Source organism: Paraburkholderia sp. Cy-641, assembly GCF_011752945.1.
Lineage (GTDB): Bacteria > Pseudomonadota > Gammaproteobacteria > Burkholderiales > Burkholderiaceae > Paraburkholderia.
This window is the reverse complement of the sequence record NZ_VWWM01000021.1, coordinates 61,390-85,736: the sequence shown is the minus strand read 5'-3', so window position 1 is coordinate 85,736 and position 24,347 is coordinate 61,390. Positions and strand designations below refer to the sequence as shown.

23 protein-coding genes are annotated in these 24,347 nt (G+C 65.1%); 10 read left to right on the top strand and 13 right to left on the bottom strand.

Annotated features, from left to right (window positions below; all coding sequences use genetic code 11):
• Window positions 1-8: 8 nt before the first annotated feature.
• The 6 genes from F3J20_RS13980 to F3J20_RS13955 all read right to left on the bottom strand — a co-directional run bounded on the left by F3J20_RS13980 (window position 9) and on the right by F3J20_RS13955 (window position 5,430).
• Window positions 9-1,508 (bottom strand): deoxyribodipyrimidine photo-lyase, encoded by a 1,500-nt coding sequence (locus F3J20_RS13980; protein WP_167283630.1) that lies wholly within the window; start codon window positions 1,506-1,508, stop codon window positions 9-11.
• A gap of 237 nt (window positions 1,509-1,745) precedes the next feature.
• Window positions 1,746-2,165 carry an organic hydroperoxide resistance protein gene (locus F3J20_RS13975; protein WP_167039179.1) on the bottom strand — a complete coding sequence of 140 codons (420 nt, stop codon included), beginning with the start codon at window positions 2,163-2,165 and terminating at the stop codon, window positions 1,746-1,748.
• Between the two features lie 181 nt (window positions 2,166-2,346).
• On the bottom strand, window positions 2,347-2,799 hold the full coding sequence (locus F3J20_RS13970; protein ID WP_167039181.1) for a MarR family transcriptional regulator: 453 nt from the start codon (window positions 2,797-2,799) through the stop codon (window positions 2,347-2,349).
• 203 nt (window positions 2,800-3,002) lie between these two features.
• On the bottom strand, window positions 3,003-3,809 hold the full coding sequence (locus F3J20_RS13965) for a BPSS1780 family membrane protein (protein WP_167039183.1): 807 nt from the start codon (window positions 3,807-3,809) through the stop codon (window positions 3,003-3,005).
• Complete coding sequence (locus F3J20_RS13960) at window positions 3,800-4,795, bottom strand: homoserine kinase (RefSeq protein ID WP_167039185.1); 996 nt, start codon at window positions 4,793-4,795, stop codon at window positions 3,800-3,802. Before F3J20_RS13960 ends, F3J20_RS13965 begins: the two co-directional genes overlap by 10 nt.
• Window positions 4,796-5,034: 239 nt before the next feature.
• The gene (locus F3J20_RS13955) at window positions 5,035-5,430 is read right to left on the bottom strand and encodes a hypothetical protein (protein WP_167283629.1); all 396 of its coding nucleotides are present in this window, start codon (window positions 5,428-5,430) and stop codon (window positions 5,035-5,037) included.
• 177 nt (window positions 5,431-5,607) lie between these two features.
• On the opposite strand from F3J20_RS13955, the gene F3J20_RS13950 reads away from it, so the two are divergent.
• Window positions 5,608-7,134, top strand: coding sequence for an AMP nucleosidase (locus tag F3J20_RS13950; protein WP_167283651.1), 1,527 nt, complete (start codon window positions 5,608-5,610; stop codon window positions 7,132-7,134).
• Window positions 7,135-7,196: 62 nt separating this feature from the next.
• Here the strand turns inward: F3J20_RS13950 and F3J20_RS13945 are convergent, their stop codons facing one another.
• The 3 genes from F3J20_RS13945 to F3J20_RS13935 all read right to left on the bottom strand — a co-directional run bounded on the left by F3J20_RS13945 (window position 7,197) and on the right by F3J20_RS13935 (window position 9,277).
• A complete protein-coding gene (locus tag F3J20_RS13945) occupies window positions 7,197-7,727 on the bottom strand; it encodes a chromate transporter (RefSeq protein WP_167039189.1) in 531 nt (176 codons plus the stop codon).
• A complete protein-coding gene (locus F3J20_RS13940; protein ID WP_167039191.1) occupies window positions 7,724-8,293 on the bottom strand; it encodes a chromate transporter in 570 nt (189 codons plus the stop codon). The genes F3J20_RS13945 and F3J20_RS13940 overlap by 4 nt, the downstream gene beginning before the upstream one ends.
• Window positions 8,294-8,533: 240 nt before the next feature.
• On the bottom strand, window positions 8,534-9,277 hold the full coding sequence (locus tag F3J20_RS13935) for a TIGR00730 family Rossman fold protein (RefSeq protein ID WP_167039193.1): 744 nt from the start codon (window positions 9,275-9,277) through the stop codon (window positions 8,534-8,536).
• Window position 9,278: 1 nt separating this feature from the next.
• On the opposite strand from F3J20_RS13935, the gene polA reads away from it, so the two are divergent.
• The 3 genes from polA to F3J20_RS13920 all read left to right on the top strand — a co-directional run bounded on the left by polA (window position 9,279) and on the right by F3J20_RS13920 (window position 14,516).
• A complete protein-coding gene (polA, locus tag F3J20_RS13930) occupies window positions 9,279-12,017 on the top strand; it encodes a DNA polymerase I (protein WP_167283628.1) in 2,739 nt (912 codons plus the stop codon).
• A 168-nt stretch (window positions 12,018-12,185) separates the two neighbouring features.
• Window positions 12,186-13,541 carry an NAD(P)/FAD-dependent oxidoreductase gene (locus tag F3J20_RS13925; RefSeq protein ID WP_167283627.1) on the top strand — a complete coding sequence of 452 codons (1,356 nt, stop codon included), beginning with the start codon at window positions 12,186-12,188 and terminating at the stop codon, window positions 13,539-13,541.
• A 102-nt stretch (window positions 13,542-13,643) separates the two neighbouring features.
• Window positions 13,644-14,516, top strand: a complete 873-nt coding sequence (locus F3J20_RS13920) for a dienelactone hydrolase family protein (RefSeq protein WP_167283626.1) — start codon at window positions 13,644-13,646, stop codon at window positions 14,514-14,516.
• A gap of 225 nt (window positions 14,517-14,741) precedes the next feature.
• Here F3J20_RS13920 and F3J20_RS13915 read toward each other — a convergent pair whose 3' ends face one another.
• The 3 genes from F3J20_RS13915 to F3J20_RS13905 all read right to left on the bottom strand — a co-directional run bounded on the left by F3J20_RS13915 (window position 14,742) and on the right by F3J20_RS13905 (window position 17,189).
• Complete coding sequence (locus tag F3J20_RS13915) at window positions 14,742-15,611, bottom strand: sulfurtransferase (protein WP_167039201.1); 870 nt, start codon at window positions 15,609-15,611, stop codon at window positions 14,742-14,744.
• 161 nt (window positions 15,612-15,772) lie between these two features.
• Window positions 15,773-16,879, bottom strand: a complete 1,107-nt coding sequence (locus tag F3J20_RS13910) for an aromatic ring-hydroxylating dioxygenase subunit alpha (RefSeq protein ID WP_167283625.1) — start codon at window positions 16,877-16,879, stop codon at window positions 15,773-15,775.
• A 91-nt stretch (window positions 16,880-16,970) separates the two neighbouring features.
• Window positions 16,971-17,189, bottom strand: a complete 219-nt coding sequence (locus F3J20_RS13905; RefSeq protein WP_167039205.1) for a hypothetical protein — start codon at window positions 17,187-17,189, stop codon at window positions 16,971-16,973.
• Between F3J20_RS13905 and F3J20_RS13900 the strand changes: the two genes are divergently transcribed.
• From F3J20_RS13900 to folE2, 4 genes are all read left to right on the top strand, one after another.
• Window positions 17,188-17,493, top strand: a complete 306-nt coding sequence (locus tag F3J20_RS13900; RefSeq protein ID WP_167039207.1) for an exodeoxyribonuclease VII small subunit — start codon at window positions 17,188-17,190, stop codon at window positions 17,491-17,493. The two genes, F3J20_RS13905 and F3J20_RS13900, sit on opposite strands and share 2 nt — an antisense overlap.
• A complete protein-coding gene (locus F3J20_RS13895) occupies window positions 17,490-18,371 on the top strand; it encodes a farnesyl diphosphate synthase (protein WP_167039209.1) in 882 nt (293 codons plus the stop codon). Before F3J20_RS13900 ends, F3J20_RS13895 begins: the two co-directional genes overlap by 4 nt.
• Window positions 18,372-18,458: 87 nt before the next feature.
• Window positions 18,459-20,366: a 1-deoxy-D-xylulose-5-phosphate synthase gene (gene dxs / locus F3J20_RS13890; RefSeq protein ID WP_167039210.1), complete on the top strand. Its 1,908-nt coding sequence runs from the start codon at window positions 18,459-18,461 to the stop codon at window positions 20,364-20,366.
• A 233-nt stretch (window positions 20,367-20,599) separates the two neighbouring features.
• Entirely contained in the window at window positions 20,600-21,406 is an 807-nt protein-coding gene (gene folE2 / locus F3J20_RS13885; protein WP_167283624.1) for a GTP cyclohydrolase FolE2, read from the top strand.
• 112 nt (window positions 21,407-21,518) lie between these two features.
• Here folE2 and tsaD read toward each other — a convergent pair whose 3' ends face one another.
• On the bottom strand, window positions 21,519-22,547 hold the full coding sequence (gene tsaD, locus F3J20_RS13880; RefSeq protein ID WP_167283623.1) for a tRNA (adenosine(37)-N6)-threonylcarbamoyltransferase complex transferase subunit TsaD: 1,029 nt from the start codon (window positions 22,545-22,547) through the stop codon (window positions 21,519-21,521).
• Between the two features lie 152 nt (window positions 22,548-22,699).
• On the opposite strand from tsaD, the gene F3J20_RS13875 reads away from it, so the two are divergent.
• Together F3J20_RS13875 and rpsU are read left to right on the top strand one after the other, a co-directional pair.
• On the top strand, window positions 22,700-23,917 hold the full coding sequence (locus tag F3J20_RS13875) for an NAD(P)/FAD-dependent oxidoreductase (protein WP_167283622.1): 1,218 nt from the start codon (window positions 22,700-22,702) through the stop codon (window positions 23,915-23,917).
• Between the two features lie 68 nt (window positions 23,918-23,985).
• Window positions 23,986-24,198 (top strand): 30S ribosomal protein S21, encoded by a 213-nt coding sequence (gene rpsU, locus F3J20_RS13870; RefSeq protein WP_008919901.1) that lies wholly within the window; start codon window positions 23,986-23,988, stop codon window positions 24,196-24,198.
• Window positions 24,199-24,347: the final 149 nt, after the last annotated feature.

Genomic DNA, 24,347 nt, shown 5'->3' with positions numbered 1-24,347 from the left:
GCGGGCACTCACTTTCCGAAACGGGCCAGTGTACGCAGGCGCGCCTGCGCATGATCGACGATCGGCTCGGGATAATTCCCGCCCAGCACCACGCCGAATTCCGCCAGCCGTTCCGCGCCCGCCAGCCACGGCGCGTGAATCCATTTTGCCGGCAGCTTCGTAAGCTGCGGGAGATAGCGTTGGATAAAGCGCCCGTCCGGGTCGAATTTTTCGGATTGCGTGACCGGGTTGAAGATGCGGAAGTACGGCTGCGCGTCGCAGCCCGTTGATGCCGCCCACTGCCAGCCGCCATTGTTCGCGGAGAAATCGAAGTCGTTGAGCCGATCGGCGAAATAGCGTTCGCCGCGGCGCCAGTCCACGCCGAGATCCTTCGTGAGGAAACTCGCCGTCACCATTCGCAAGCGGTTGTGCATGTAGCCGGTGCGGTTCAGTTGCAGCATGGCCGCGTCGACGAGCGGATAGCCGGTGCGGCCGTCGCACCACGCGGCGAATGCGGCGTCGGCTGCGGGGCCTTGTTCCCAGCGCAACTGCTCGTATTCCGGCTTGAACGAGGCGCCCTTTGCGAGGCGCGGATGATGCGCGAGGATCATGAAATAGAAATCGCGCCAGATCAGTTCGGAGAGCCACGTCGCCGCGCCTTGTCCGTCGGGCTGTAGCGACGTTTCGTAGGCGAGCCGCGCGAGCGTGCGGATCGACACCGTGCCGAAGCGCAGATGCACTGACAGATAGCTCGGCCCCTTCGCGGCGGGAAAATCGCGCCGCTCGGCATAGCTGTCGATGCGCGTCAGGAAGTCGTCGAGCAAATGCCGGGCGCCGCTCATGCCGGCAGGCAGCTTCAGGTCTGCGAGATTGCTCGGTGCGAAACCGAGCTGGCCGAGCGTGGGCAACTGCCGGTCGAGCTTGCGCGGCAGCGCCGCGAGATGCTTCGCGTAGGTTTCCACGGGGTACGGCTTCAGGTCGAACGCATCGAGTTGTTTGAGCCACGCGTTCCTGTACGGCGTGAACACCGTGAACGGTTTGTGCTGGCCGGTCAGCAGTTCGTCGCGCTCGAAAATCACCTGATCCTTGAACGTTAGCCACCGACGCCCCGCTTGCGCGAGGCGCACGCGCACGGTTTCGTCGCGTTCGAGCGCGACCGGTTCGTAGTCGTGATTCGCGAATACGGCATCGACGCGCAGTTCCGCGGCGAGCTTCGGCACCTGCTCGGCCGGATCGCCGTACAGCACGACGAGACCGCCGCCGTGTGCGCGCAACGCGTCGCCAAGCTCGCGCAATGACTCGAGAATGAAGTCGATGCGACGATCCGGAGCCCGCTCGCCCGGATGGCGCGCCTGCCACGCGTCGATCAACGGTTGCAGGATCGTCGTGTCGAACACGAATACGCACCAGACGCGCTCGCAATGCTTGAGCGCGTAGTACAGCGCCGCGTGGTCCGTGCTGCGCAGGTCGCGGCGGAACCAGACGAGGCCGGTATCGAAGATGTCGTTCAGGCGGCGGGCGAGTGTCATCGAGCGCGTCGGTCGGAATGAAGGGGGCTCGAAAGCCAGTGCAGCAGATTGCGTGCCCCGTGCGCCCAATGCGTCAGCGCCCGCCCCTATTGTGCAGGGGCGGGCGCTGTTCGCGAGCGCGCGAGGGTGTTGCGCCGGCGGCGCTCATTGGCGGCGTGCTTATCAGCACCATCGCCTATGCTGCCATGAGCAAAGGCCGCCGCAACGCGCAACGACTAACGCAGCGGCGAACCCAGCTTAAGCGACGTGCAGACGCACCGCGACGTTGTTGCGCGTGGCGTTCGAGTACGGGCAGACCTGGTGCGCGGCATCGACCAGTTCCTGCGCCGCATCCGCGGCGAGGCCGGGCAGCGAGATTCGCAGATCGATGTCGAGCGCGAAGCCGCCCTTGTCGTTCGGGCCGATGCCGACCTCGGCCGAGACCTGCGTGTCGGCCGGCAATGCCTGCTTGCGCTGGCCGGCGACGAACTTCATCGCGCTCAGGAAACAGGCCGAGTAGCCGGCTGCGAAGAGTTGTTCGGGGTTCGTGCCCGCTGCGCCGTTGCCGCCCAGTTCACGCGGTGCTGCCAGCTTCACGTCCAATGCATTGTCCGACGATACTGCGCGGCCGTCGCGGCCACCGGTGCTCGTTGCGCTTGCCTTGTAGAGGATGTTCATGGTGCTGCTCCTTAGCTGGGTTGTCAGGGTTTGCATGCTTGCCGCTTCGTGTTGCTTTCCGGTCCGGCCGGGTGGTTGCGAGGTAGTTACGAAGCGGCATGTCGTTAAGATAGTACACAAATGATTTGTGTGCAAATTAAATTTGAGCGGATACCGGAACAAGTCTTTTGCTGTGATTGCACTACTGGTCCATGTAATCGTTGAGCGTCGTGCGCAAGCGCGTCAGGTCGTCGCGCAGACGCAGCAGAAAGTCCGGCGTCTGCTGGGTCGCGCAGAGAATTTCGGCAGGCACCTCGCGTGCCTGGCGCTTGAGCGCCTTGCCCGCGCTGCTGAGGCGGATATAGACGATGCGTTCATCGTCGACGCCGCGCACGCGCTCGACGAGGCCTTGCGCTTCGAGGCGCTTGAGCAGCGGTGTGACGGTGGCCGGATCGAGATTCAGGCGCGCGGCCATGTCCTTGACCGCGACGTCGTCGGCTTCCCATAGCACGAGCATGGCCAGATATTGCGGATACGTGAGTCCGAGCTTGTCGAGCAGCGGCTTGTACGCTTTCGTCATCGCAAGCGAGGTCGAGTAGAGCGCGAAGCAGAGTTGCTCGTCGAGCGTGAAAGGCAGGATGGGGCGCTGTGTCATGGTGCATCTCGGCTGAAAGAGCGTACGAATGAATTGCACGCAAACCATTGTGCCGCAAATCGATGCGGGCCGGTGAGCACAGGCAGAGGCACGGGCGGGGAGCGGCGGGTAGCGCGAAAGGCGGCCGCTAAAGCAGGAAAGCGAAGGAAAGCCGCGCGAAGAAAACGCGGGCATCCCGACGATGCCCGCATGCAAGCGGTCGATCAGGCCGCCGGTTTGGTCGGCAGATCCGGCGTTTGCGGTGTCTGCACGCCGAAGCAGCCGCGGTAGGTCGCGTAGAACGAGCAGTACAGCATGGTCGTGACGATCATCGTCGCGGGCATCAGGACCGCGAACGCGAAGTCGGCGGCGCCGAGCGCCTGCATCACCGCGGACAGACCGAACGACACCAGCGTCGCGACCGCGAACCACAGCGCCACGAACACGACGAAAGCACCGCGATTGCGCCAGCAACTGACGACGCTGAAGAACATCGCCTTGACGGGCGGCACGTCGTGCCAGGCGGCGAGAATCGGCGAGAACCAGAACAGCATCGCAACCGGCACATAGAACGCGAGCGCCGTGAGCACCGCGAGCGGGATGTTGCTGTTGACGATCGCGTCCTGATCCAGCTGCGCGCCGCCGAGCATCACCTTCAGCAGCATGCCGCCGTCGGCGAGCGCGGAGCCGGCCAGCACAAGCGCCATCGCGACGACATACAGCGCGCCGAGCACGAGCAGCCGCCGCGCGACCACCGGGCCGTACGAATGAAAGCCATCCACGAGGATGGTCGGGAACACCGGCTTGCCCGCGATCGTGTTGCGGCACGCGGCCATGAAGCCGACCGCGACGCCGGGAATGAACAGCAGCGGCAACACGCCGCCGATCACCGGAATCTGCGAGACGAGCGTCATCACCAGCACATAGGTGAAGAACAGCGTCAGGAACGCGAGCGGATTCTTACGGAACAGCCAGATACCTTGCCGGAACCATACATAGCCGGTTTTCGCGGGGACTTCGATCAGTTGCATGAGGTAGGGATGCCTGGATGCGCGACGCCGGCGAGGCGTTCGCGCAGAATGCGTTCGAAATGGCCGGGATCGTGCGGCTTGAGCAGCTCGGCCGCGCGCGGCAGGTGAAAATCATACAGGCGCGAGACCCAGAAACGGTACGCACCCGCTCGCAGCATGTCGCCCCAGTGGCGGTTTTCCTCGGCGGTGAACGGCCGCACCGTCTGGTACGCGCGCAACAGCGCTTCGGTGCGCGCGGCGTCGAGCTTGCCGGTCGCGAGGTCGACGCACCAGTCGTTGACGGTCACCGCGACGTCGAACAGCCACTTGTCGCAACCGGCGAAATAGAAGTCGAAGAAGCCGCCGAGCCGCACTTCGTGGCCCGTATCGGGCGCCGCATGCGCGAACATCGCATTGTCGCGGAACAGGTCGGCATGGCACGGGCCTGCGGGCAGCGCCGCGTAATCGGCCGAGGCGAAGAACGCTTCCTGATGCGCGAGCTCGGACGCCAGCAACTCGCGCGGCTCGCCTTCGAGAAACGGCAGGATGGTCGGCACGGTCTCGCGCCACCACGGCAGGCTGCGCAGATTCGGCTGATAGCGCGGATAGTCGCGGCCCGCGAGGTGCATGCGCGCGAGCATCTGCCCGACTTCGACGCAGTGCTCGACGCCCGGCGCGAGTTCCGGCTTGCCTTCGAGCTTCGTCACGATGGTCGCGGGCTTGCCGAGCAGCATGCCGAACAGCGCGCCGTCGAGGCGCGGCATCGGGTCCGGCACCGGCACGCGGTGCGCGGCGAGGTGGCGCATCAGGTCCAGATAGAAGGGCAACTGCTCGGCGGTCAGCTTTTCGAAAATCGTCAGCACGTATTCGCCGCGCGTCGTCGTCAGGAAGAAGTTGCTGTTTTCAATACCGGACGAGATGCCGCGAAGCTCGACGACATCGCCGAGATCGTAGTGACGCATCCATTCTGCGAGTTGGGATTCGTTGACAGCGGTGAAGACAGCCATGCGGGAAACGTCGGATCAGGTTGCTCGGGCTGGCGCGATGCGGCCAGTGCGAAGTGTGGCGAATGGATGTTGCGAATACGGTGTCGAACGATGCGGCGGGACGCGGGCGATTCCGGCTGGACTCGCCGGCAAACAGGACAAGCGCGACGGGCGCATTGCCGCATGTAGCGCCGGAGCAACCCGCCAGCCACCGGAATCAGGCGCGGCGGCCCACGACAGCCGCGCCCACGCGCATCGGCTCAATAGTGCAGATTCACCGAAGGCAAGCGCGTACTCGGACGGCCGCTGTCGTGGACAGTGGGCGAGGTGTCGAGCGGCGAGCTCATCTGATAGCGCGTGCCGAAATTCGAGTGCACGTTGATTTCGACCGGCTTGCCCTTGTCGCGGTATTCGGTAATTTCGGTGCCGTTCGGGCTGACTTCGTGGAAGCTCGGCGTGCGCGGAACGTTGATGTCGACCTTCGAGCTGACCTCGGCGCCCGGACGGTTGATCTTGTCCAGGTCGGGCAGACCGGCCCGTTCATTGGCGGACTGGGGCGCGTCGGCGGGCGGCGGTTCGTCGACGGGCTGGGCAGCCATCGCGGCGTTGCCGAAGGCGAGGGCCAGCGCAACGGCGACGGGAAGGAGCGGCTTCATGGTGATTCTCCGATGGGATGCGCCGATTCTAGCAAATCCGGCCTCGCGTACGGTCGCGAAGCCTTATTTTGCGCCGCTTTCGCGCGCCGCGCGCGAACCGTGCCGGGAACGCCGCGAGGCCATGTGGCGCGCGCGTGTTCCGTGGTAATGTCGTCTCATCAATAGGGGTGAACGATGATGAACAACGATATCAATCAGCGCGCGCTGCAGACGCCCGCCAACAGCTTCCCGACCGAAGGCTTCGACGACGCGGCCGAGGCCGTCACCCGCCTCGCCGCGATCTACGAGGCGAACACGTCGTTTCTGCGCGATGCGTTCGCGCGTTATCGCCGCAACGAACTGTTCGAGCGCCGCGTGCGCGCGTGCTATCCGTTCGTGCGCGTGCGCACCGAGGTCAACACGCACGTCGATTCGCGCCGCTCGTACGGCTTCGTCGCCGGGCCGGGCGTGTTCGAGACGACGGTCACGCGTCCCGATCTGTTCGGCGACTACTATCGCGAGCAGTTACGCCTGCTCGCGAAGAACCATCATGTGCAGATCGAGGTCGGCGTGTCGGACCAGCCGATTCCGATTCACTTCGCGTTCGCCGAGGGCATTCACCTCGAAGGCGATCTGGACCGCGAGCGTCTGTTCCTGATGCGCGACATCTTCGACACGCCGGACCTCGCGCTGCTCGACGACCGCATCGTCAACGGCACGTACGAGCCGATGCCGGGCGAGCCGCATCCGCTCGCGCTTTTCACGGCGGCGCGCGTCGACTTCTCGCTGCATCGGCTGAAGCACTACACGGCGACCTCGCCGACGCACGTGCAGAACTACGTGCTGTACACGAACTACCAGTTCTATATCGACGAGTTCGTCAAGTTAGGCCGCACGATGATGGCCCGTACCGACGACGAGCAACTGCGCGCCCATCGCAGCGAATACACGTCGTTCGTCGAGCCCGGCGACGTGATTACCTATAACGAGAATCTCGGCGAGCAGGCGCAGGAAGGCGCGCCGCCGCCGCGTCTGCCGCAGATGCCCGCGTATCACCTGAAGCGCGCGGACGGCAGCGGCATCACGATGGTCAACATCGGGGTCGGGCCGTCGAATGCGAAGACCATTACCGATCACATCGCGGTGCTGCGTCCGCATGCGTGGATCATGCTCGGCCACTGCGCGGGTCTGCGCAACACGCAGCGTCTCGGCGACTACGTGCTCGCGCACGGCTATGTGCGCGAAGACCATGTGCTCGATGCCGATCTGCCGCTATGGGTGCCGATCCCGGCGCTCGCCGAAGTGCAGGTCGCGCTCGAGCGCGCGGTCGCGCAGGTTACGCAGCTCGACGGCGTCGAGTTGAAGCGCGTGATGCGCACGGGCACGGTGGCGAGCGTCGACAACCGCAACTGGGAACTGCGCGATCATCGCGAGCCGGTGCAGCGGCTGTCGCAGAGCCGCGCGATCGCGCTCGACATGGAAAGCGCGACGATCGCCGCGAACGGCTTCCGCTTCCGCGTGCCTTACGGCACCTTGCTGTGCGTCTCGGACAAGCCCTTGCATGGCGAACTGAAGCTGCCCGGCATGGCAGATCAGTTCTATCGCGCGCAGGTCGATCAGCATTTGCAGATCGGCGTGATGGCGATGGAGATCTTGCGCACGAACGGGCTGCACCGCCTGCATAGCCGCAAGCTGCGCAGTTTCGCCGAGGTGGCGTTTCAGTAGGCCAAGGGCGAGCGGGTTGCGTCGGCCCGCTCGCGCTGCGCGAGCGTTGCCTCAGTCTCGCATCACACCTGCCCGAAGCCGGTCAGCCCGATCAGGCTGCCGGCCGCCAGCAGCCAGAGCGGATGAATGCGCGTCTTCGTCGCCAGCACGGCGGTGAACGCGGTGATGGCCCATGCGATCGCGTTCGGGTTCGATGCTTTCGCGATCAGCGCCGCGCTGGCCGCGACGATGCCGGCCGTCACCGGCACGAGCCCGAGTTGCGCATAGCGCCGCCACGGGCGGTCCTTGAAGCGATCCCACGCATGCAGCGCGAGGACCGTTACGAGCGACGACGGTCCGAACTTCGCGATCGACGTCACGAGCATGCCGGCCCAGCCGGCCACATGCCAGCCGATCAGCGTCACGATCATCAGGTTCGGCCCCGGCGCGGCCTGCGCCAGCGCGAACAGCGCGCTGAATTCGCTGGCCGGCATCCAGTGATGCACCTCGACCACCTGCCGCTGCATTTCCGGAAGAATCGTATTGCCGCCGCCGAATGCGAGCAGCGAAAGCTGGCTGAAGATGATGGCGAGAGAAACGAGCGTGTCGTTCATCGTGCGTTCCTCGCTGCGAGATAGATGCTGATCGGCGTGAGCACGAGCATTGTCGGCAGAAGCGGAACGCGCAGGATCGCAATCGCGATGAAGCCGAGTACCGCGATCAGCGCGGCCAGCGGCTGGTTGCGCAACGGCAGCACGATCTTGATCGCCATCGCGATCAGCAATCCCGAGGCCGCGGCCGCGAGTCCCGCGAACAGATGGCGCACGTGCGGATCGTTCTGCGTGTGCTCGTAAAGCACGCCGAGCCCGATCACGACGAGCGAGGGCCCGGCGATGAGTCCGAGCAGGCCCGCGAGCGCGCCGGGCACGCCGCGAAAGCGCATGCCGAGCGCGACCGCGAGATTGATGACGTTGCCGCCCGGCAGGAATTGACAGAGGCCGAGCAGATCGGTGAATTCGTCGGCGCTGAGCCAGCGGCGCTGTTCGACGATCGCGCGGCGCGCGAGCGGCAGGGCGCCGCCGAATGAAATCAGCCCGAGGCCGAGAAAGCCGCCGAAGATTTCCCGCGATGTCGGCGTGGGCGCGAGCGCGGGTTCGGACGAGGTGAGTTCGTGGTTCATATCGCGAGGCTTCGAGTAGAAGCTCAGCAGGTTAGCGCCGAACCGGCGGCCCGCAAAACGATTTTTACGCGAACGAGTCGTTCGCGCGCGCGAGCCGCCTATAACCCGCCCATAACCGTAAGCGCGCCGCAAACTGCCCTGCAAAACGAAAGCGGGCGGCCCGAAGGCCGCCCGCCAGATGCGTGGCGATGCGCGTGATCTCACGCGCAAGGCTCAGGCTATTCGCGTGGCATCACGCGATTACAGATAGAACATCCTGTCCTCATCCGACTTGGCCGGATGCGCCTCGCCTTCCTCGCGGTCTTCGTAGAACTTCAGCACCGCTTCGAGCACCTGGTCCGGATCGTCGATCACCTGCATCAGATCGATGTCGGTCGGATTGATGAGGCCCATCGGGATCAGCGAGCTCTTGAACCACCCGAGCAGTCCTTCCCAGAACTCGGCGCCGACCAGGATGATCGGCACGTGGCGCGACTTCTTGGTTTGAATCAGCGTGAGTACTTCGGCCAGTTCGTCGAGCGTGCCGAAGCCGCCCGGCATTACGATGACCGCGTCGGAGTTCTTCACGAACGTGACCTTGCGCGTGAAGAAGTGGCGAAAGCGCAGCGAGATGTCCTGCCATTGATTGCCCGACTGCTCGTGCGGCAACTCGATGTTCAGACCGACCGACGGCGCCTTGCCCGCATGTGCGCCCTTGTTGGCCGCTTCCATGATGCCGGGGCCGCCGCCGGAGATCACCGCGAAGCCTGCGTCCGACAGTTTGCGGGCGATCTGCGTGGTGAGTTTGTAGTAGGGCGAGTTCGGTTTGAGGCGTGCCGAACCGTAGATGCTGACTGCCGGGCGGATCTCCGAGAGGTATTCGGTCGCCTCGATAAACTCTGCCATAATCGTGAACATCTGCCACGATGCGCGGGCTTTTTTGGCCGTTGCGCGCTCTTGATCTGCGAGCGATCGCAGACTCGGAATCACTTTTCTCTTAGTCATAATGCCTGAAGAACGAAGCCTTGAAGGTAAGACCCTGCTGTTGGTCGACGGTTCGAGTTATCTGTACCGGGCCTACCATGCGATGCCTGATCTGCGCGGTCCCGATGGTGGCCCGACGGGTGCGCTCTACGGGATCATCAACATGCTGCGGCGCATGCGCAAGGAAGTCACGGCAGAGTATAGCGCGTGCGTGTTCGACGCCAAGGGCAAAACGTTTCGCGACGACTGGTATCCCGACTATAAGGCGAACCGTCCGTCGATGCCCGATGATCTCTCGCGCCAGATCGAGCCGATTCACGTCGCGGTGCGCGCGCTCGGCTGGCCGCTGCTGATGCTCGAAGGCGTCGAGGCCGACGACGTGATCGGCACGCTCTCCACCGCGGCGGAAAAGCTCGGCATGAACGTGATCGTCTCGACCGGCGACAAAGACCTCGCGCAACTCGTGTCGGAGCGCGTCACGCTCGTCAATACGATGACCAACGAAACGCTCGATCGCGACGGCGTGGTTGCGAAGTTCGGCGTGCCGCCGGAGCGCATCGTCGACTATCTGTCGCTGATCGGCGACACAGTGGATAACGTGCCGGGCGTCGAGAAGTGCGGCCCGAAAACGGCCGTCAAGTGGCTCACGCAATACGACTCGCTCGACGGCATCGTCGAGCATGCGAGCGAGATCAAGGGCGCGGTCGGCGACAATCTGCGCCGCGCGCTCGACTTCCTGCCGATGGCGCGCAAGCTCGTGACCGTCGAGCGTCATTGCGATCTCACCGGCCATCTCGAGTCGATCGAGGAAAGCTTGCCGAGCCTTCCCGAGTCGCGCGAAGAATTGCGCGACGTCTTCACGCGCCACGGCTTCAAGACGTGGCTGCGCGAAGTCGAAACCGCCGCCGAAGAGGGGCCGGCAACCGACGCGCCGCCCGCGCTCGCGGTGGATCAGGAGCGCCACTACGACACCGTGCAGACGTGGGAGCAGTTCGACGCGTGGCTCGAAAAAATCGACGCGGCCGCACTGACTTCGTTCGATACCGAAACCACCTCGCTCGATCCGATGATCGCGCAGATCGTCGGCCTGTCGCTCTCGGTCGAAGCGGGCAGCGCCGCCTATGTGCCGCTCGCGCATCGCGGGCCCGACGCACCCGTGCAACTGCCGCGCGACGAAGTGCTCGCGAAGCTCAAGCCGTGGCTCGAAAGCGCGCAGCACAAGAAGGTCGGCCAGCATCTGAAGTACGACGAACAGGTGCTCGCGAACTACGGCATCGAAATGCGCGGCGTCGAGCACGACACGCTGCTCGAATCGTACGTGCTCGAATCGCATCGCACGCACGACATGGACAGCCTCGCGCTGCGTCATCTCGGCGTAAAGACGATCAAGTACGAAGAGGTCGCGGGCAAGGGCGCGCAGCAGATCGGCTTCGACGAAGTCGCGCTCGAGCAGGCCGCCGAATACGCGGCCGAAGACGCCGACATCACCTTGCGTCTGCATCAGGCGATGTATCCGCAGATCGCCGCCGATAAATCGCTCGAACGCGTGTATCGCGAGATCGAGGTGCCGACCTCGCGCGTGCTGCGCAAGATGGAGCGCACGGGCGTGCTGATCGACGCGGAGAAGCTGCGTCAGCAAAGCAGCGAGATCGCCACGCGGCTGATCGAACTCGAAGGCGAGGCGTACGAACTCGCGGGCGGCGAGTTCAACCTCGGTTCGCCGAAGCAGATCGGCCAGATCTTCTTCGAGAAGCTCGAGTTGCCGGTGGTCAAGAAGACGCCGAGCGGCGCGCCGTCCACCGACGAAGAAGTGTTGCAGAAGCTCGCTGAAGACTATCCGCTGCCGAAGATCCTGCTCGAACATCGCGGCCTCTCGAAGCTGAAGTCGACCTATACCGACAAACTGCCGCGCATGGTCAACCCGCAAACGGGCCGCGTGCACACCAACTATGCGCAGGCCGTCGCGGTGACGGGGCGGCTCGCATCGAACGATCCGAACCTGCAGAATATTCCGGTGCGGACCGGCGAAGGCCGCCGCATCCGCGAGGCGTTTATCGCGCCGCCGGGCCACAAGCTCGTGTCCGCCGATTATTCGCAGATCGAATTGCGCATCATGGCGCACATCTCCGGCGACGAATCGCTGATGCGCGCGTTCTCGCAGGGTGAGGACATTCACCGCGCCACCGCCTCGGAAATCTTCGGCGTGACGCCGCTCGAAGTGTCGAGCGACCAGCGGCGCGTCGCGAAGGTCATCAACTTCGGCCTGATCTACGGCATGAGCGCGTTCGGCCTCGCGTCGAACCTCGGCATCACGCGCGACGCGGCAAAGATGTATATCGACCGCTACTTCGCGCGCTATCCGGGCGTCGCGCGCTACATGGACGAGACGCGCACGAGCGCCAAGGCAAAGGGCTACGTCGAAACCGTGTTCGGTCGCCGCCTGTGGCTGCCCGAGATCAACGGCGGCAACGGTCCGCGCCGCCAGGCGGCCGAGCGTGCCGCGATCAATGCACCGATGCAGGGCACCGCCGCCGACCTCATCAAGATGTCGATGATCGCCGTGCAGAAGTGGATCGAAGACTCGAACATCGGCACGCGCATGATTATGCAGGTACACGACGAACTGATTCTCGAAGTGCCCGACGCCGAGTTGTCCGAGGTCCGCAAACGTCTGCCCGAACTGATGTGCGGCGTCGCCGCGCTGAAGGTGCCGCTCGTGGCCGAGGTCGGCGCGGGCCTGAACTGGGAGGAAGCGCATTGACATGCCTGTGACACAGGTACGATGAGTGCACGATAACGTCGTGCGCATGTCACACATGGGTTTTGGCGACTTGTGGCATCCCGTGAGGGTCGAGGACAATCGGGTCAGGACGGCGCATTCATGCGCAGCGTCGCGACAGATAATTCATCGGCTACACGGAGAAGTGCAATGCATCGATTTATCGTCGTTGGCGGAGGTGCGGGCGGACTGGAACTGGCGACACGCCTGGGTGATCGCTATGGCGCCGGCAAAAGAGGGAGCAGCGCGCGGGCCGTGGTCACGCTGGTCGACCGCAATCCGACGCATATCTGGAAGCCGCTGCTGCACGAGGTGGCGGCCGGCAGCATGGATCCGTTCACGCAGGAACTCGAATACGCGGCGCAGGCGCGCTGGCACGGCTTCGAGTTCCAGCAGGGCGAGCTGACCGGACTCGACCGCGCGAACCGGCGCATCACGCTCGGCACCGTGCTCGACGACGACGGCGCCGAACTGCTGCCCGAACGCCAGCTCGAGTACGACACGCTGGTCATCGCGATCGGCAGTACCACGGCTTTCTTCGGCGTGAAGGGCGCGGCCGAATTCTCCCTTGCACTCGATACCGTCGGCCAGGCCGAGCGCTTCCGCAAGCGGCTGATCGCCGCGTGCATGCGCGCCGAGCATCAGGCGTACGAGCCCGTCGAGTCGCGGCCGGGGCCCGGCACCTCGACGTCGAGCGAGCCGCGCATCCAGGTGGCGATCGTCGGCGGCGGCGCGACCGGTGTCGAGTTGTCGGCGGAGTTGCGCAATACGGCGCAGGTGCTGTCCGCGTATGGCTTGCACAAGCTCGATCCGCGGCACGACGTCGGCATCGTGCTGATCGAGGCCGGGCCGCGCATTCTGCCCGCCTTGCAGGAGCGCGTTTCGACGGCCACCGCCGAATTGCTGACCAAGCTCGGCGTCAAGCTGATGATCGGCGAAACGGTGGCCGAGGTCGCGCCCGGCTATATCCGCACCGCGAGCGGGCACACCGTGCGCGCCGATCTGACCGTGTGGGCGGCGGGCATCAAGGCGCCGGCGGTGCTGAGCCAGCTCGACGGGCTACCGGTCAACCGGCTCGGCCAGCTCAACGTGCGCCGCACGCTGCAAACCGAAATCGACGACAACATCTTCGCGCTCGGCGATTGCGCCACCTGCCAGTGGCCCGGCAACGAGCGCAACGTGCCGCCGCGCGCGCAGGCCGCGCATCAGCAGGCGGCCTTTTTGCTGAAGGCGCTGGCGGCGCGGCTCGACAACAATCCGCTGCCGGAATTCACCTATCGCGATTTCGGTTCGCTCGTGTCGCTCGGCCACTTCAGCGCGGTCGGCAATCTGATGGGCGGGGTGATCGGCGGCAACATGCTGATCGAGGGGCTGTTCGCGCGCTTCATGTACATGTCGCTGTACCGGTTGCACATCGCCGCGCTGCACGGCTATCCGCGCATGGTGCTCGACACCTTCGCGCATTGGCTGCGCCGTACCACGCTGCCGCGCGTCAAGCTGCACTGACGACTGCCCCGACGCGGGCGGACGTTCTCCTCAGTCGAATCTGCAACGGGATGCGCCCAGGGCGTATCCTGTTGCTTCCCACCCTTCATCGAGGAGCGCCGCATGCTGAAACCCGAAGTCGACGCCCTGGTCCCGCACGTTCCCTTCAACCGGCGTACCTTCATCAAGACCGCGCTCGGCAGTGGTTTCGCGGCGGCCGTGCTGCCGGTCTCGGCGCAAACCATCCATACCGACAGCGACGGCCTCGAAGCCGGCGAAGTCGCGTTTCATTCGCAAGGCACGCTGATCCCGGCCTATCGCGCGCGGCCATTGGGCAAGACGCATCTGCCGGTGATCCTTGTCGTGCATGAGATCTTCGGCGTGCACGAGCATATCGCCGACGTTTGCCGGCGCTTCGCGAAACAGGGCTATCTGGCGATCGCGCCGAACCTGTACGAGCGCGAGGGCGATCCGACCGTCTACACGAGCATGCAGCAACTCAACGAGCAACTGGTCAGCAAGGTGCCCGACGAGCAGGTGCTGGCCGACCTCGACGCGGCCGCCGCGTGGGCCGGCGAGAACGGCGGCGACCTGAAGCGGCTCGGCGTGAACGGCTTCTGCTGGGGCGGGCGCATCGCGTGGCTGTATGCCGAGCATAATCCGCGCGTGAAGGCGGGCGTCGCCTGGTATGGCCGCGTGACCGGCGCGAAGAATGCGATGACGCCGGCCAATCCACTCGATCTCGTCGCCGATCTGCATGCGCCGGTGCTCGGCCTGTATGGGCGCGAGGACCCGAGCATTCCGCAGGACACGCTCGCGCAGATGAAACAGGCCATCGCGCAAGGTCCGCAGGCGGGGCGCGGTTCGCAGTTCGTCGTCTATGACGACGCGGGCCACGCGTTTTTCGCCGATTACCGGCCGAGCTACAGGAAGGCCGATGCCGAGGACGGCTGGCGTCGCACGCTCGTGTGGTTCAGGCAGCACGGGGTGGTTTGAGGCACATGGTGCTGTCAGGCGGTAACGACGGGGTTGACGCAGTCCTCGTGCCTCGTTGATCCGATAAGTCGGACGAAAAGGAAAAGGCCATGGCCGCGTTGAGACGGCAATGGCCTTTTTAGTCGGCTTTCCTGGCAGGGCTAATGCATTGGACTAACGCGTGCCTCACTGTGGCTGCGCCCGCCCATCGCGGCTTGCTTGCCCGCAAGCTCGGCTCAGCTCAGCTCAAGGATTCGGCCCCGTCGCGACCGGCCGCTTCGGGTCCGAACTCCATTCGCTCCACGACCCTGCGTATAGCGCGGAGCCATGCATGCCGGCGATTTCCATCGCGAGCGAGTTCACGCAGGCGGTCACGCCCGAGCCGCATTGCAGCACCACGTGTTCCGGCGGCGTGTCGCCGAGCAGCGCGTGGAATTCCTCGCGCAGCGTGTGCGCCGGCTTGAAGCGGCCGTCGGCGGTGAGGTTGTCCTTGAAGAAGCGGTTGAGTGCGCCGGGGATATGGCCGCCGACGCGATCGAGCGTTTCGTTCTCGCCGCGATAACGGTCGGCCGCGCGTGCGTCGACCACGACGCGCTCCTTCGAGCCGAGGTTGCGCTCGACCGTCTGCGCGTCGACGGTTACGGCGAGCGGCGCGGCCGCGCTGAAGTCGCCGGTGTTCTGCGCCGGCACGTCCGGCGTCAACGGTTGGCCCGCGGCCTGCCAGGCTTGCAGGCCGCCGTCGAGTAGCGCGACCGCATCGTGCCCGAGCCAGCGCAGCAGCCACCAGATGCGCGCGGCGTACATGCCGCCATGCGCGTCATACGCGACGACCTGCTGGCCTTGCTTGAGTCCGCGCGATTCCAGTGTCTCGACGAGCCGTGCGCGGTCCGGCAGCGGATGCCTGCCGTTCGAGCCGGTCTTCGGCCCAGACAGGTCGCGGTCGAGATGCAGATAATGCGCGCCCGGCAGATGGCCGGCGAGATACGCTTTCTCGCCCGCTTCGGTATCGGCGAGGTCGAACCGGCAGTCGACCACGAACACGCTGCCCGGCGCGGCGGCGAGCCGCTCGGCAAGATTGGTCGCGGAGATCAGGGTGGTGTAGTGGGTGTGGGGCATGACGTTTCCTCGATACGTGCGATGGTGGCTCCGGTTGCGCGGTGGGGCGCAGCGGGCGGAGAGCCGGTCTATGTCGGTAGTCTAAACAAAAAAAGACGGGCCGCAGCCCGTCTTTCCTTGTCTTGCCCATTGTGCCAACGAGTGGCGCTGCTTGCAGCGAATCAGACCGTGCCGAGTTCGCGACGCAGGAACTCGTGGAAGTGCTGCATACCGTCTTCCATCGGGCTCTGATACGGACCCACCTGCGATTCGCCGCGTTCCATCAGCGCGCGGCGGCCGGCGTCCATGCGCTCGGCGATCTCGTCGTCTTCGCGGGCCGTTTCCATATAGGCGGCGCGCTCGGCTTCGACGAAGTCGCGTTCGAACAGCGCGATTTCCTCGGGGTAATAGAACTCGACCACGTTGGTGGTTTTCTGCGGACCATGCGGAATCAGCCACGACACCACGAGCACGTGCGGATACCACTCGATCATGATGCCCGGGTAGTACACCATCCAGATCGCGCCGAACTCGGGCGGGTTGCCGCCGCGAAAGCGCAGCACTTCGTCGTGCCATTTGCGGTACGTCGGGCTGCCCGGCTGCTCCAGATCCTTGTGCACGCCGACCGTCTGCACGCTGTACCAGTCGCCGAACTCCCACGTCAGGTCGTCGCAATTGACGAAGCTGCCGAGGCCCGGATGGAACGGCGCGACGTGATAGTCCTCCAGATAGACCTCGATGAAGGTCTTCCAGTTGTAGTTGCACTCGTGGACTTCGACGTGATCGAACATGAAGCCCGAGAAGTCGAAATGCCGCTTCGTGCCGAGACGTGCAAGGTCTTTCGCGACGTCGCGGCCCTGTGCCTCGAACAGCAGGCCCTGCCAGTTCTGCAGCGGCGTCGCGCCGAGGTTCAGGCACGGGTTGTCGGCGAAATGGGGCGCGCCGAGCAGTTCGCCCTTCAGGTCGTACGTCCAGCGATGCAGCGGACAGACGATGTTCTGCGTCTGGCCGCGGCCGTTAAGCATGATGGCCTGGCGGTGGCGGCACACGTTCGACAGCAGTTCGACCTGCGACTGCTGGTTGCGGACGAGCACCCGCCCCTCGCGTTCGCTGGGCAAGGCAAAATAATCCCCCGCTTCGGGCACCATGAGATCGTGGCCGATGTAGCGAGGACCTTTCTTGAAAAGGGTGTCGATTTCGCGCGTAAGAAGCGCTTCGTCAAAGTAAGCCGTGACTGGCAGCTGGCTGTGAACAGACCGCAACTGCAATGCATTGCTCAGATTGGACATTCCCACTCCCGATGAAGACGTGAAAGCAGTGAACAACCCAACCATCGAAGATTCGATTTAGGGAGCCGGAGATTATACCAGTTTCTCGCTGTCAGGGGCACTTAAGTGACTGATTTGGGTCAAAAATGTCCGATTGGTTCGGCATTTTCGCCGCAGATTCAGCGGTTTTTTTCTGCGAGACTTCAGGCTCGAAGCCGCTGCAAAGCAGGGTCGAAGCGGGGTAGGGCGGCGAGGCGAAGGGGGCGAGCGGATCGGAAACGCCGCTTTTGCCGTAGAATGTCCGACTTGTTTTAATTTTGCGACTATTCATGGCGAAGACCGCATCGAAAGATACTGCCGCCGCGTCGGCCGAAAGCGGCGATACCACGCCGCTGCCCGGCAACTATGAGGCCGCGCAGGCCGAACTGGAAGAGCTGGTGGCGCGCATGGAAGGCGGCAGCCTGAGTCTCGAGGAGTCGTTGGCTGCCTACCGGCGCGGGGCCGCGCTTGTCGCGTTCTGCCAGCAGCAGCTCGAAAAGGTCGAGCAGCAGGTGCGCGTGCTCGACGGCGAAACGCTGAAACCACTGCCCATGAATACCGCAGGCACAGCCGCTGAAAGCGGGGACGATCTATGACATTCGAACAATGGACGCGCTCGGTGCTCGAACGCGTCGAAACGGCGCTGGAACATTACCTGCCGGCTGACACGACCACATCCGCCAATCTGCACGAGGCGATGCGCTATGCGGTGCTCGGCGGCGGCAAGCGCGTGCGGCCGCTCCTGTGCCACGCGGCCGGCGAGCTGACCGGCGCGCACGCCGAATGCCTCGACGCGGCGGCAGCGGCGCTCGAAATGATCCACGTGTATTCGCTCGTGCACGACGACATGCCGTGCATGGACGACGACGCATTGCGCCGCGGCAAGCCGACGGTTCACGTCAAATACGACGAAGCGACCGCGCTGCTGGTCGGCGACGCGCTGCAATCGCAGGCATTCGTCACGCTCACTTCCGACGTGCTGGCCCCGCCGCAGCAGGCCTCGCTCGTGCGCGAACTCGCGCTCGCGAGCGGCTCGCTCGGCATGTGCGGCGGGCAGGCCATCGATCTGGCGAGCACCGGCCTGACGCTGGCGCGCCCGCAACTCGAAACGATGCACCGTATGAAGACCGGCGCGCTGCTGCGCGCGGCCGTGCGCATGGGTGCGCTGGCCGGCGAAACGCCGGACGCGCAGGCTCTGGCGTCGCTCGACGCCTACGCCGCCGCGATCGGCCTCGCGTTTCAGGTTGTCGACGACATTCTCGATGTCACGACCGACTCCGCAACGCTCGGCAAGACCGCCGGCAAAGACGCGAAGCTCGGCAAGTCGACCTACGTGTCGATTATCGGGCTCGACGCGTCGCGCGCGCTTGCGGCGCAACTGCGCAGCGACGCCCACGCCTCGCTCGCGCCGTTCGGCGCGCGCGCGCAGCGTCTTGCCGAATTGGCCGACCTGGTGGTGAACCGGGTCAGCTAAACGCGAAAGCCCGCCGCCGCGCACCTTCTGTCCCCGGGGTGCATGTATGAAGTGCGGGCGCGTAAGTTTTCCTACAATGGAACGACGATGTACGACTTGCTGAAAACCATCGACGACCCGGCGGCCCTGCGCCGCCTCGATCGCCGCCAATTGCAACCGCTTGCAGACGAGTTGCGTGCCTTTGTGCTCGACAGCGTATCGCAGACGGGCGGCCATCTTTCGTCCAATCTCGGCACGGTCGAGTTGACCATCGCGCTGCACTATGTGTTCGATACGCCGCATGACCGGATCGTCTGGGACGTCGGTCATCAGACCTATCCGCACAAGATCCTGACCGGCCGCCGCGAGCAGATGCACACGCTGCGCCAACTGGGCGGCATCTCTGGCTTCCCGAAACGCGACGAATCCGAATACGACACCTTCGGCACCGCGCATTCGAGCACGTCGATTTCGGCGGCGCTCGGCATGGCGGTCGCGAGCAAGCTGCAGGGCGACAACCGCATGGGCATCGCCGTGATCGGCGACGGCGCGATGACGGCCGGCATGGCCTTCGAGGCGATGAACAACGCGGGCGTCGAAGACGACGTGCCGCTGCTCGTGATCCTCAACGACAACGACATGTCGATCTCGCCGCCGGTCGGCGCGCTCAATCGCCATCTCGCGCGCCTGATGTCGGGCCGCTTCTACGCGGCCGCGCGCGCGGGCGTTGAACGCGTGCTGCGCGTCGCGCCGCCGGTGCTCGATCTCGCGCGCAAGCTCGAAGAGCACGCGAAGGGCATGATCGTGCCGGCCACGCTGTTCGAGGAATTCGGCTTCAACTACATCGGGCCGATCGACGGCCACGATCTCGACTCGCTGATCCCGACGCTGCAGAACATCAAGGAACTGCGCGGTCCGCAATTCCTGCACGTCGTCACGAAGAAGGGCCAAGGCTACAAGCTGGCTGAGGCCGATCCGGTGCTGTACCACGGCCCGGGCAAGTTCAACCCGGCCGAGGGCATCAAGCCGGCCGCGACGCCGTCGAAGAAGACCTACACGCAGGTGTTCGGCGAATGGCTGTGCGATGCCGCGGAGCTCGATTCGCGTGTGATCGGCATTACCCCGGCGATGCGCGAGGGCTCGGGCCTCGTCGAATTCGAACGGCGCTTCCCGGACCGTTACTTCGACGTCGGCATCGCCGAGCAGCATGCGGTGACGTTCGCGGGCGGCCTCGCCGCGGACGGCATGAAGCCGGTCGTCGCGATCTACTCGACGTTCCTGCAACGCGCGTATGACCAACTGATCCACGACGTCGCGCTGCAAAACCTGCCGGTCGTGTTCGCGATCGACCGCGCGGGTCTCGTCGGCGCGGACGGCGCCACGCACGCGGGTGCCTACGACCTCGCGTTCATGCGCTGCATCCCGAACATGACCGTGATGGCGCCGTCGGACGAAAACGAATGCCGCCAGATGCTGTACACGGCGTTGCAGCAGCCGAATCCGACGGCCGTGCGCTATCCGCGCGGCGCGGGCACCGGCGTTGCAACGGTCAAGCAGATGGCCGCGCTGCCGCTCGGCAAGGGCGAAGTGCGCCGCGAAACCTCGGCGCCGGCCGGCAAGCGCATCGCGATTCTCGCGTTCGGCACGATGGTCGCGCCGTCGCTCGCGGCAGCCGAGCAACTCGATGCCACGGTCGCGAACATGCGTTTCGTGAAGCCGCTCGACGCCGAGCTCGTGCGCCAGCTGGCTGAAACGCACGACGCGATCGTCACCGTCGAGGAAGGCTGCATCATGGGCGGCGCGGGTTCGGCCTGCGTCGAAGCCCTGCTCGAGAGTGGGGTTATGCGACCCGTACTACAATTGGGCCTCCCCGACCAGTTCATCGATCACGGGGACCCGGCCAAGCTGCTCGCCGCGTGCGGTCTCGACGCCGCGGGCATCGCCCGGTCGATCCGCGAGCGTTTCCTCGCAAGCGGCACGGTCGGCGGTCAGTCGTCGGTGAAGCGCGTCGCGTAAAGCGCTGCCGCGCGTCAGGCCGCTCCGCTGTCGTTTTTCATGCGGTGGCGGCCGCGACAATCTCCTGTTTGAGCTGACGGGCGTAACGGCCCGTCTTCCAACGCCGGCGGAAGCCGGCGTTCGCCGTTGCGCGTGCTGATCCGCGCGGCCGCCGGGCGTTTCGAAGTCGTCGCGTGACAGTTTCCGATGCGGCGAACCGGGAGCGGCCCGGCGCTTTCCAGAAAGGACAAAAAATGAATCAGATGAACCCCGCCTTTGTGATGCCCGACGTGCAAAGCACGCCCGACACGCGCCAGATCCCGATTCAGCGGGTCGGCGTCAAGGGCGTGCGTCATCCGCTGACGGTGCGCACGCAAGGCGGCGAAGTGCAGCCGACGGTCGGCACGTGGAATCTCGATGTGCATCTGCCGGCCGATCAGAAGGGCACGCATATGTCGCGCTTCGTCGCGCTGCTCGAAGAGAACAAGGCGCCGCTCGAGCCGGCCGCGTTCCGCTCGATGCTCGCGGTGATGCTCGAAAAGCTGGAAGCCGAGGCGGGCCGTATCGAGGTGTCGTTTCCGTACTTCGTGAACAAGACCGCGCCGGTGTCGGGCGTGCAAAGCCTGCTCGACTACGAGGTCACGCTGACGGGCGAGACCCGCAACGGCGCGACGCGGCTGTTCCTGAAGGTGCTGGTGCCGGTCACGAGCCTGTGCCCGTGCTCGAAGAAGATTTCGCAATACGGCGCGCACAACCAGCGCTCGCATGTGACGATCGACGCCGAGCTGGCTGGCGACGTCGCCGTGGAAGAGCTGATCCGCATCGCCGAGGAAGAGGCGTCGTGCGAACTGTGGGGGTTGCTCAAGCGCCCGGACGAGAAGTTCGTCACCGAGCGCGCGTATGAGAATCCGAAGTTCGTCGAGGACCTCGTGCGCGACGTCGCGCAGCGCCTCAATACCGACGAGCGCATCGTTGCCTATGTGCTCGAGGCCGAGAACTTCGAGTCGATTCACAACCACAGCGCCTATGCGGTGATCGAGCAGGACAAACGCCTCGCTTGATCGCTTCTGCGACGGTCCGCCCCGTTTCGTTGCGGGCGCATTGACGCAAAAAAGCCGCTTTAAAGCGGCTTTTTTTATCGCCCCGGGATTCGCGGCATTCGCTTCCGGCGACTCAGCGCGCGAGCGAAGTCAGGTCCCAGCGCGGCTTCACCGTGAACGCGTAGTCGTTGCCGGCCTGCTCGGGCCAGCGCTGCAAGCGCAGCGCGCCGGCCAGCGCGATCATCGCGCCGTTGTCCGTGCATAGCGACAGGTCCGGGTAGTGCACGTAGAAATTGCGTTTCTTCGCGGCGGCCGAAAGTGCTTCGCGCAGTTGCCGGTTCGCGCCGACACCGCCCGCGACCACCAGCCGGTTCAGCTTCGTGCGCTTGAGCGCCGCGAGCGACTTGGCCGCCAGTACGTCGACGGCGGCATCGACGAAACCGCGCGCGAGGTCGGCCTTCGCCTGCTCGCAGATATTCGCGCCGCCGAGCCGGTTCGCGTGTGTGAGGACCGCGGTTTTCAGCCCGCTGAAGCTGAAGTCGAGATCGCCGGAATGCAGCATCGGACGCGGCAGCACGACCGCGCCGGGCGTGCCGAATTCGGCCATGCGCGAGACTTCCGGGCCGCCCGGATAGCCGAGGCCGAGCAGTTTTGCGGTTTTGTCGAAGGCTTCGCCGGCGGCATCGTCGAGCGTTTCGCCGAGCGTCTCGTAGACGCCGACGTCGGTGACGCGCATCAGTTGCGTATGACCGCCGGACACGAGCAGCGCGACGAACGGAAACGGCGGCGGTTCATCGACGAGCAGCGGCGACAGCAGGTGCCCTTCGAGATGGTGAATGCCGACGGTCGGCTTGTCCCAGGCCATTGCCAGCGAATTGGCGATGCTCGCGCCCACGAGCAGCGCGCCTGCCAGCCCCGGCCCTTGCGTGTAGGCGATCGCATCGATGTCGCCGCGCGCGACGACCGCGTGTTCCATCACCTCTTCGAGCAGCGGCAGCGCGCGGCGAATATGGTCGCGCGACGCGAGTTCCGGCACGACGCCACCGTACTCCCGGTGCATGGCGATCTGCGAATGTAAGGCGTGCGCGAGCAGGCCGCGCTCGGTGTCGTAGAGCGCGAGTCCGGTTTCGTCGCAGGAGCTTTCGATGCCGAGAACGAGCATGATGAATCGCTTGAAGGCGGGCACACGTAACGCGGGCCCAACAGTGAAAGGTAAGCCTAAAAGTATAGCAGCGCGGGCAAGCAGGCGCTGCTACTGGCGGCCTTCGGGGCTCGGCCACGAACGCGCGGACCCGGCAGGTACAATGCGGCCCCATGGAATCTTTCGATATCGCGGTGATCGGCGCGGGCGCGGCCGGCATGATGTGTGCGGCCGTGGCCGGACAACTCGGCCGGCGCGTGGCGTTGATCGACCACTCGCAGCGTCTCGCGGAAAAAATCCGCATTTCCGGCGGCGGCCGTTGCAACTTTACGAATCTGTACGCGGGGCCGGCCAACTATCTGTCGGCGAATCCGCACTTTTGCCGTTCCGCGCTCGCGCGCTACACGCCGCGCGACTTCATGGCGCTGCTCAAGCGCCATCGCGTGACATGGCACGAAAAGCACAAGGGGCAACTGTTCTGCGACCAGTCGAGCGACGCGATCATCGACGTGCTCAGGAACGAATGCGACGCGGGTGCGGTGGCGTGGCGCGCGCCGCTGTCCGTCGAAGCAGTGAGCCACGACGGGCAGCGTCAGTTCACGCTCGGCACGCCGGCGGGGACGATCGCCGCCCGCGCGCTCGTGATCGCGACGGGCGGCCTGTCGATTCCGAAGATCGGCGCGACCGACTTTGCCTACCGGCTTGCCAAACAGTTCGGCCACAAGCTGATCGACACGCGTCCCGCACTGGTGCCGCTGACCTTCGCGCCGGCCGACTGGGAGCCGTTCGCGGCGTTGTCGGGCGTGTCGCTCGAAGTGCAACTCGCGACCGGCAGCAAAAAGACCGGTGCCGAATTCACCGAAGATCTGCTGCTCACGCACCGCGGCCTGTCGGGTCCCGGCATCCTGCAGATTTCGAGCTACTGGCAGCCCGGCGAGCCGGTCCACATCGATCTGCTGCCGGAGCGCGATGCCGCGGCCGCGTTGCTGGAGGCGAAAAGCGGCACGAAGCGCCAGATCGCGAATCTGCTCTCGGAGTGGGTGCCGCAGCGGCTCGCGCACGTCTGGCTGGAGACTCACCAGATTCCCGCCGAGGCGCGCGTCGCCGATTTGCCGGACAGGACGCTGCGGCGCATCGGTGAGGCGCTGTCGCGCTGGACGCTCACCCCGAACGGCACCGAGGGCTACCGCAAGGCCGAGGTGACGCGCGGCGGCGTCGATACGCGCGGCCTGTCGTCGACGACGATGATGAGCGCGCGCGTGCCGGGCCTCTATTTCATCGGCGAAGCGGTCGACGTGACCGGCTGGCTCGGCGGCTACAATTTCCAGTGGGCGTGGGCTTCGGGGGTGGCGGCCGGTCAGGCCGCCACCGACTATGCACGAGGGGCTTGACGGCGCCATCGCTTTGTGAGAAAGCTCTGCTATACTCATCAACCTTTACAAAGTTCCGTTATTGAAAAATGACGACCATCCGCGTAAAAGACAATGAGCCGTTTGAAGTTGCCATGCGCCGTTTCAAGCGCACCATGGAGAAAAACGGCTTACTGACGGAACTTCGCGCTCGCGAGTTTTACGAGAAGCCCACGGCCGAACGTAAGCGCAAGAAAGCGGCGGCGGTGAAGCGTCATTTCAAGCGTCTGCGTGGCCAGATGCTCCCGAAGAAGCTCTACTGATTCTGGCGTTGCCGCGCTCCGCTTCACACGCGGTGCGGCAGCATCCAAGCCGATGGTGGCACGACAGGTGCCGTCACGGAAAACCCGGCCCATCGGGCCAGCCGGCAGGGTCGCATCCACCAAACATATTGCGCCAACCCGCTTGAGGA

Excerpts from the sequence above, each read along its gene's own strand:
- F3J20_RS13980 (WP_167283630.1), bottom strand. The coding sequence starts at position 1,508 with ATGACACTCGCCCGCCGCCTGAACGACATCTTCGATACCGGCCTCGTC.
- F3J20_RS13975 (WP_167039179.1), bottom strand. The coding sequence starts at position 2,165 with ATGAACATCCTCTACAAGGCAAGCGCAACGAGCACCGGTGGCCGCGAC.
- F3J20_RS13970 (WP_167039181.1), bottom strand. The coding sequence starts at position 2,799 with ATGACACAGCGCCCCATCCTGCCTTTCACGCTCGACGAGCAACTCTGC.
- F3J20_RS13965 (WP_167039183.1), bottom strand. The coding sequence starts at position 3,809 with ATGCAACTGATCGAAGTCCCCGCGAAAACCGGCTATGTATGGTTCCGG.
- F3J20_RS13960 (WP_167039185.1), bottom strand. The coding sequence starts at position 4,795 with ATGGCTGTCTTCACCGCTGTCAACGAATCCCAACTCGCAGAATGGATG.
- F3J20_RS13955 (WP_167283629.1), bottom strand. The coding sequence starts at position 5,430 with ATGAAGCCGCTCCTTCCCGTCGCCGTTGCGCTGGCCCTCGCCTTCGGC.
- F3J20_RS13950 (WP_167283651.1), top strand. The coding sequence starts at position 5,608 with ATGAACAACGATATCAATCAGCGCGCGCTGCAGACGCCCGCCAACAGC.
- F3J20_RS13945 (WP_167039189.1), bottom strand. The coding sequence starts at position 7,727 with ATGAACGACACGCTCGTTTCTCTCGCCATCATCTTCAGCCAGCTTTCG.
- F3J20_RS13940 (WP_167039191.1), bottom strand. The coding sequence starts at position 8,293 with ATGAACCACGAACTCACCTCGTCCGAACCCGCGCTCGCGCCCACGCCG.
- F3J20_RS13935 (WP_167039193.1), bottom strand. The coding sequence starts at position 9,277 with ATGACTAAGAGAAAAGTGATTCCGAGTCTGCGATCGCTCGCAGATCAA.
- polA (WP_167283628.1), top strand. The coding sequence starts at position 9,279 with ATGCCTGAAGAACGAAGCCTTGAAGGTAAGACCCTGCTGTTGGTCGAC.
- F3J20_RS13925 (WP_167283627.1), top strand. The coding sequence starts at position 12,186 with ATGCATCGATTTATCGTCGTTGGCGGAGGTGCGGGCGGACTGGAACTG.
- F3J20_RS13920 (WP_167283626.1), top strand. The coding sequence starts at position 13,644 with ATGCTGAAACCCGAAGTCGACGCCCTGGTCCCGCACGTTCCCTTCAAC.
- F3J20_RS13915 (WP_167039201.1), bottom strand. The coding sequence starts at position 15,611 with ATGCCCCACACCCACTACACCACCCTGATCTCCGCGACCAATCTTGCC.
- F3J20_RS13910 (WP_167283625.1), bottom strand. The coding sequence starts at position 16,879 with ATGTCCAATCTGAGCAATGCATTGCAGTTGCGGTCTGTTCACAGCCAG.
- F3J20_RS13900 (WP_167039207.1), top strand. The coding sequence starts at position 17,188 with ATGGCGAAGACCGCATCGAAAGATACTGCCGCCGCGTCGGCCGAAAGC.
- F3J20_RS13905 (WP_167039205.1), bottom strand. The coding sequence starts at position 17,189 with ATGAATAGTCGCAAAATTAAAACAAGTCGGACATTCTACGGCAAAAGC.
- F3J20_RS13895 (WP_167039209.1), top strand. The coding sequence starts at position 17,490 with ATGACATTCGAACAATGGACGCGCTCGGTGCTCGAACGCGTCGAAACG.
- dxs (WP_167039210.1), top strand. The coding sequence starts at position 18,459 with ATGTACGACTTGCTGAAAACCATCGACGACCCGGCGGCCCTGCGCCGC.
- folE2 (WP_167283624.1), top strand. The coding sequence starts at position 20,600 with ATGAATCAGATGAACCCCGCCTTTGTGATGCCCGACGTGCAAAGCACG.
- tsaD (WP_167283623.1), bottom strand. The coding sequence starts at position 22,547 with ATGCTCGTTCTCGGCATCGAAAGCTCCTGCGACGAAACCGGACTCGCG.
- F3J20_RS13875 (WP_167283622.1), top strand. The coding sequence starts at position 22,700 with ATGGAATCTTTCGATATCGCGGTGATCGGCGCGGGCGCGGCCGGCATG.
- rpsU (WP_008919901.1), top strand. The coding sequence starts at position 23,986 with ATGACGACCATCCGCGTAAAAGACAATGAGCCGTTTGAAGTTGCCATG.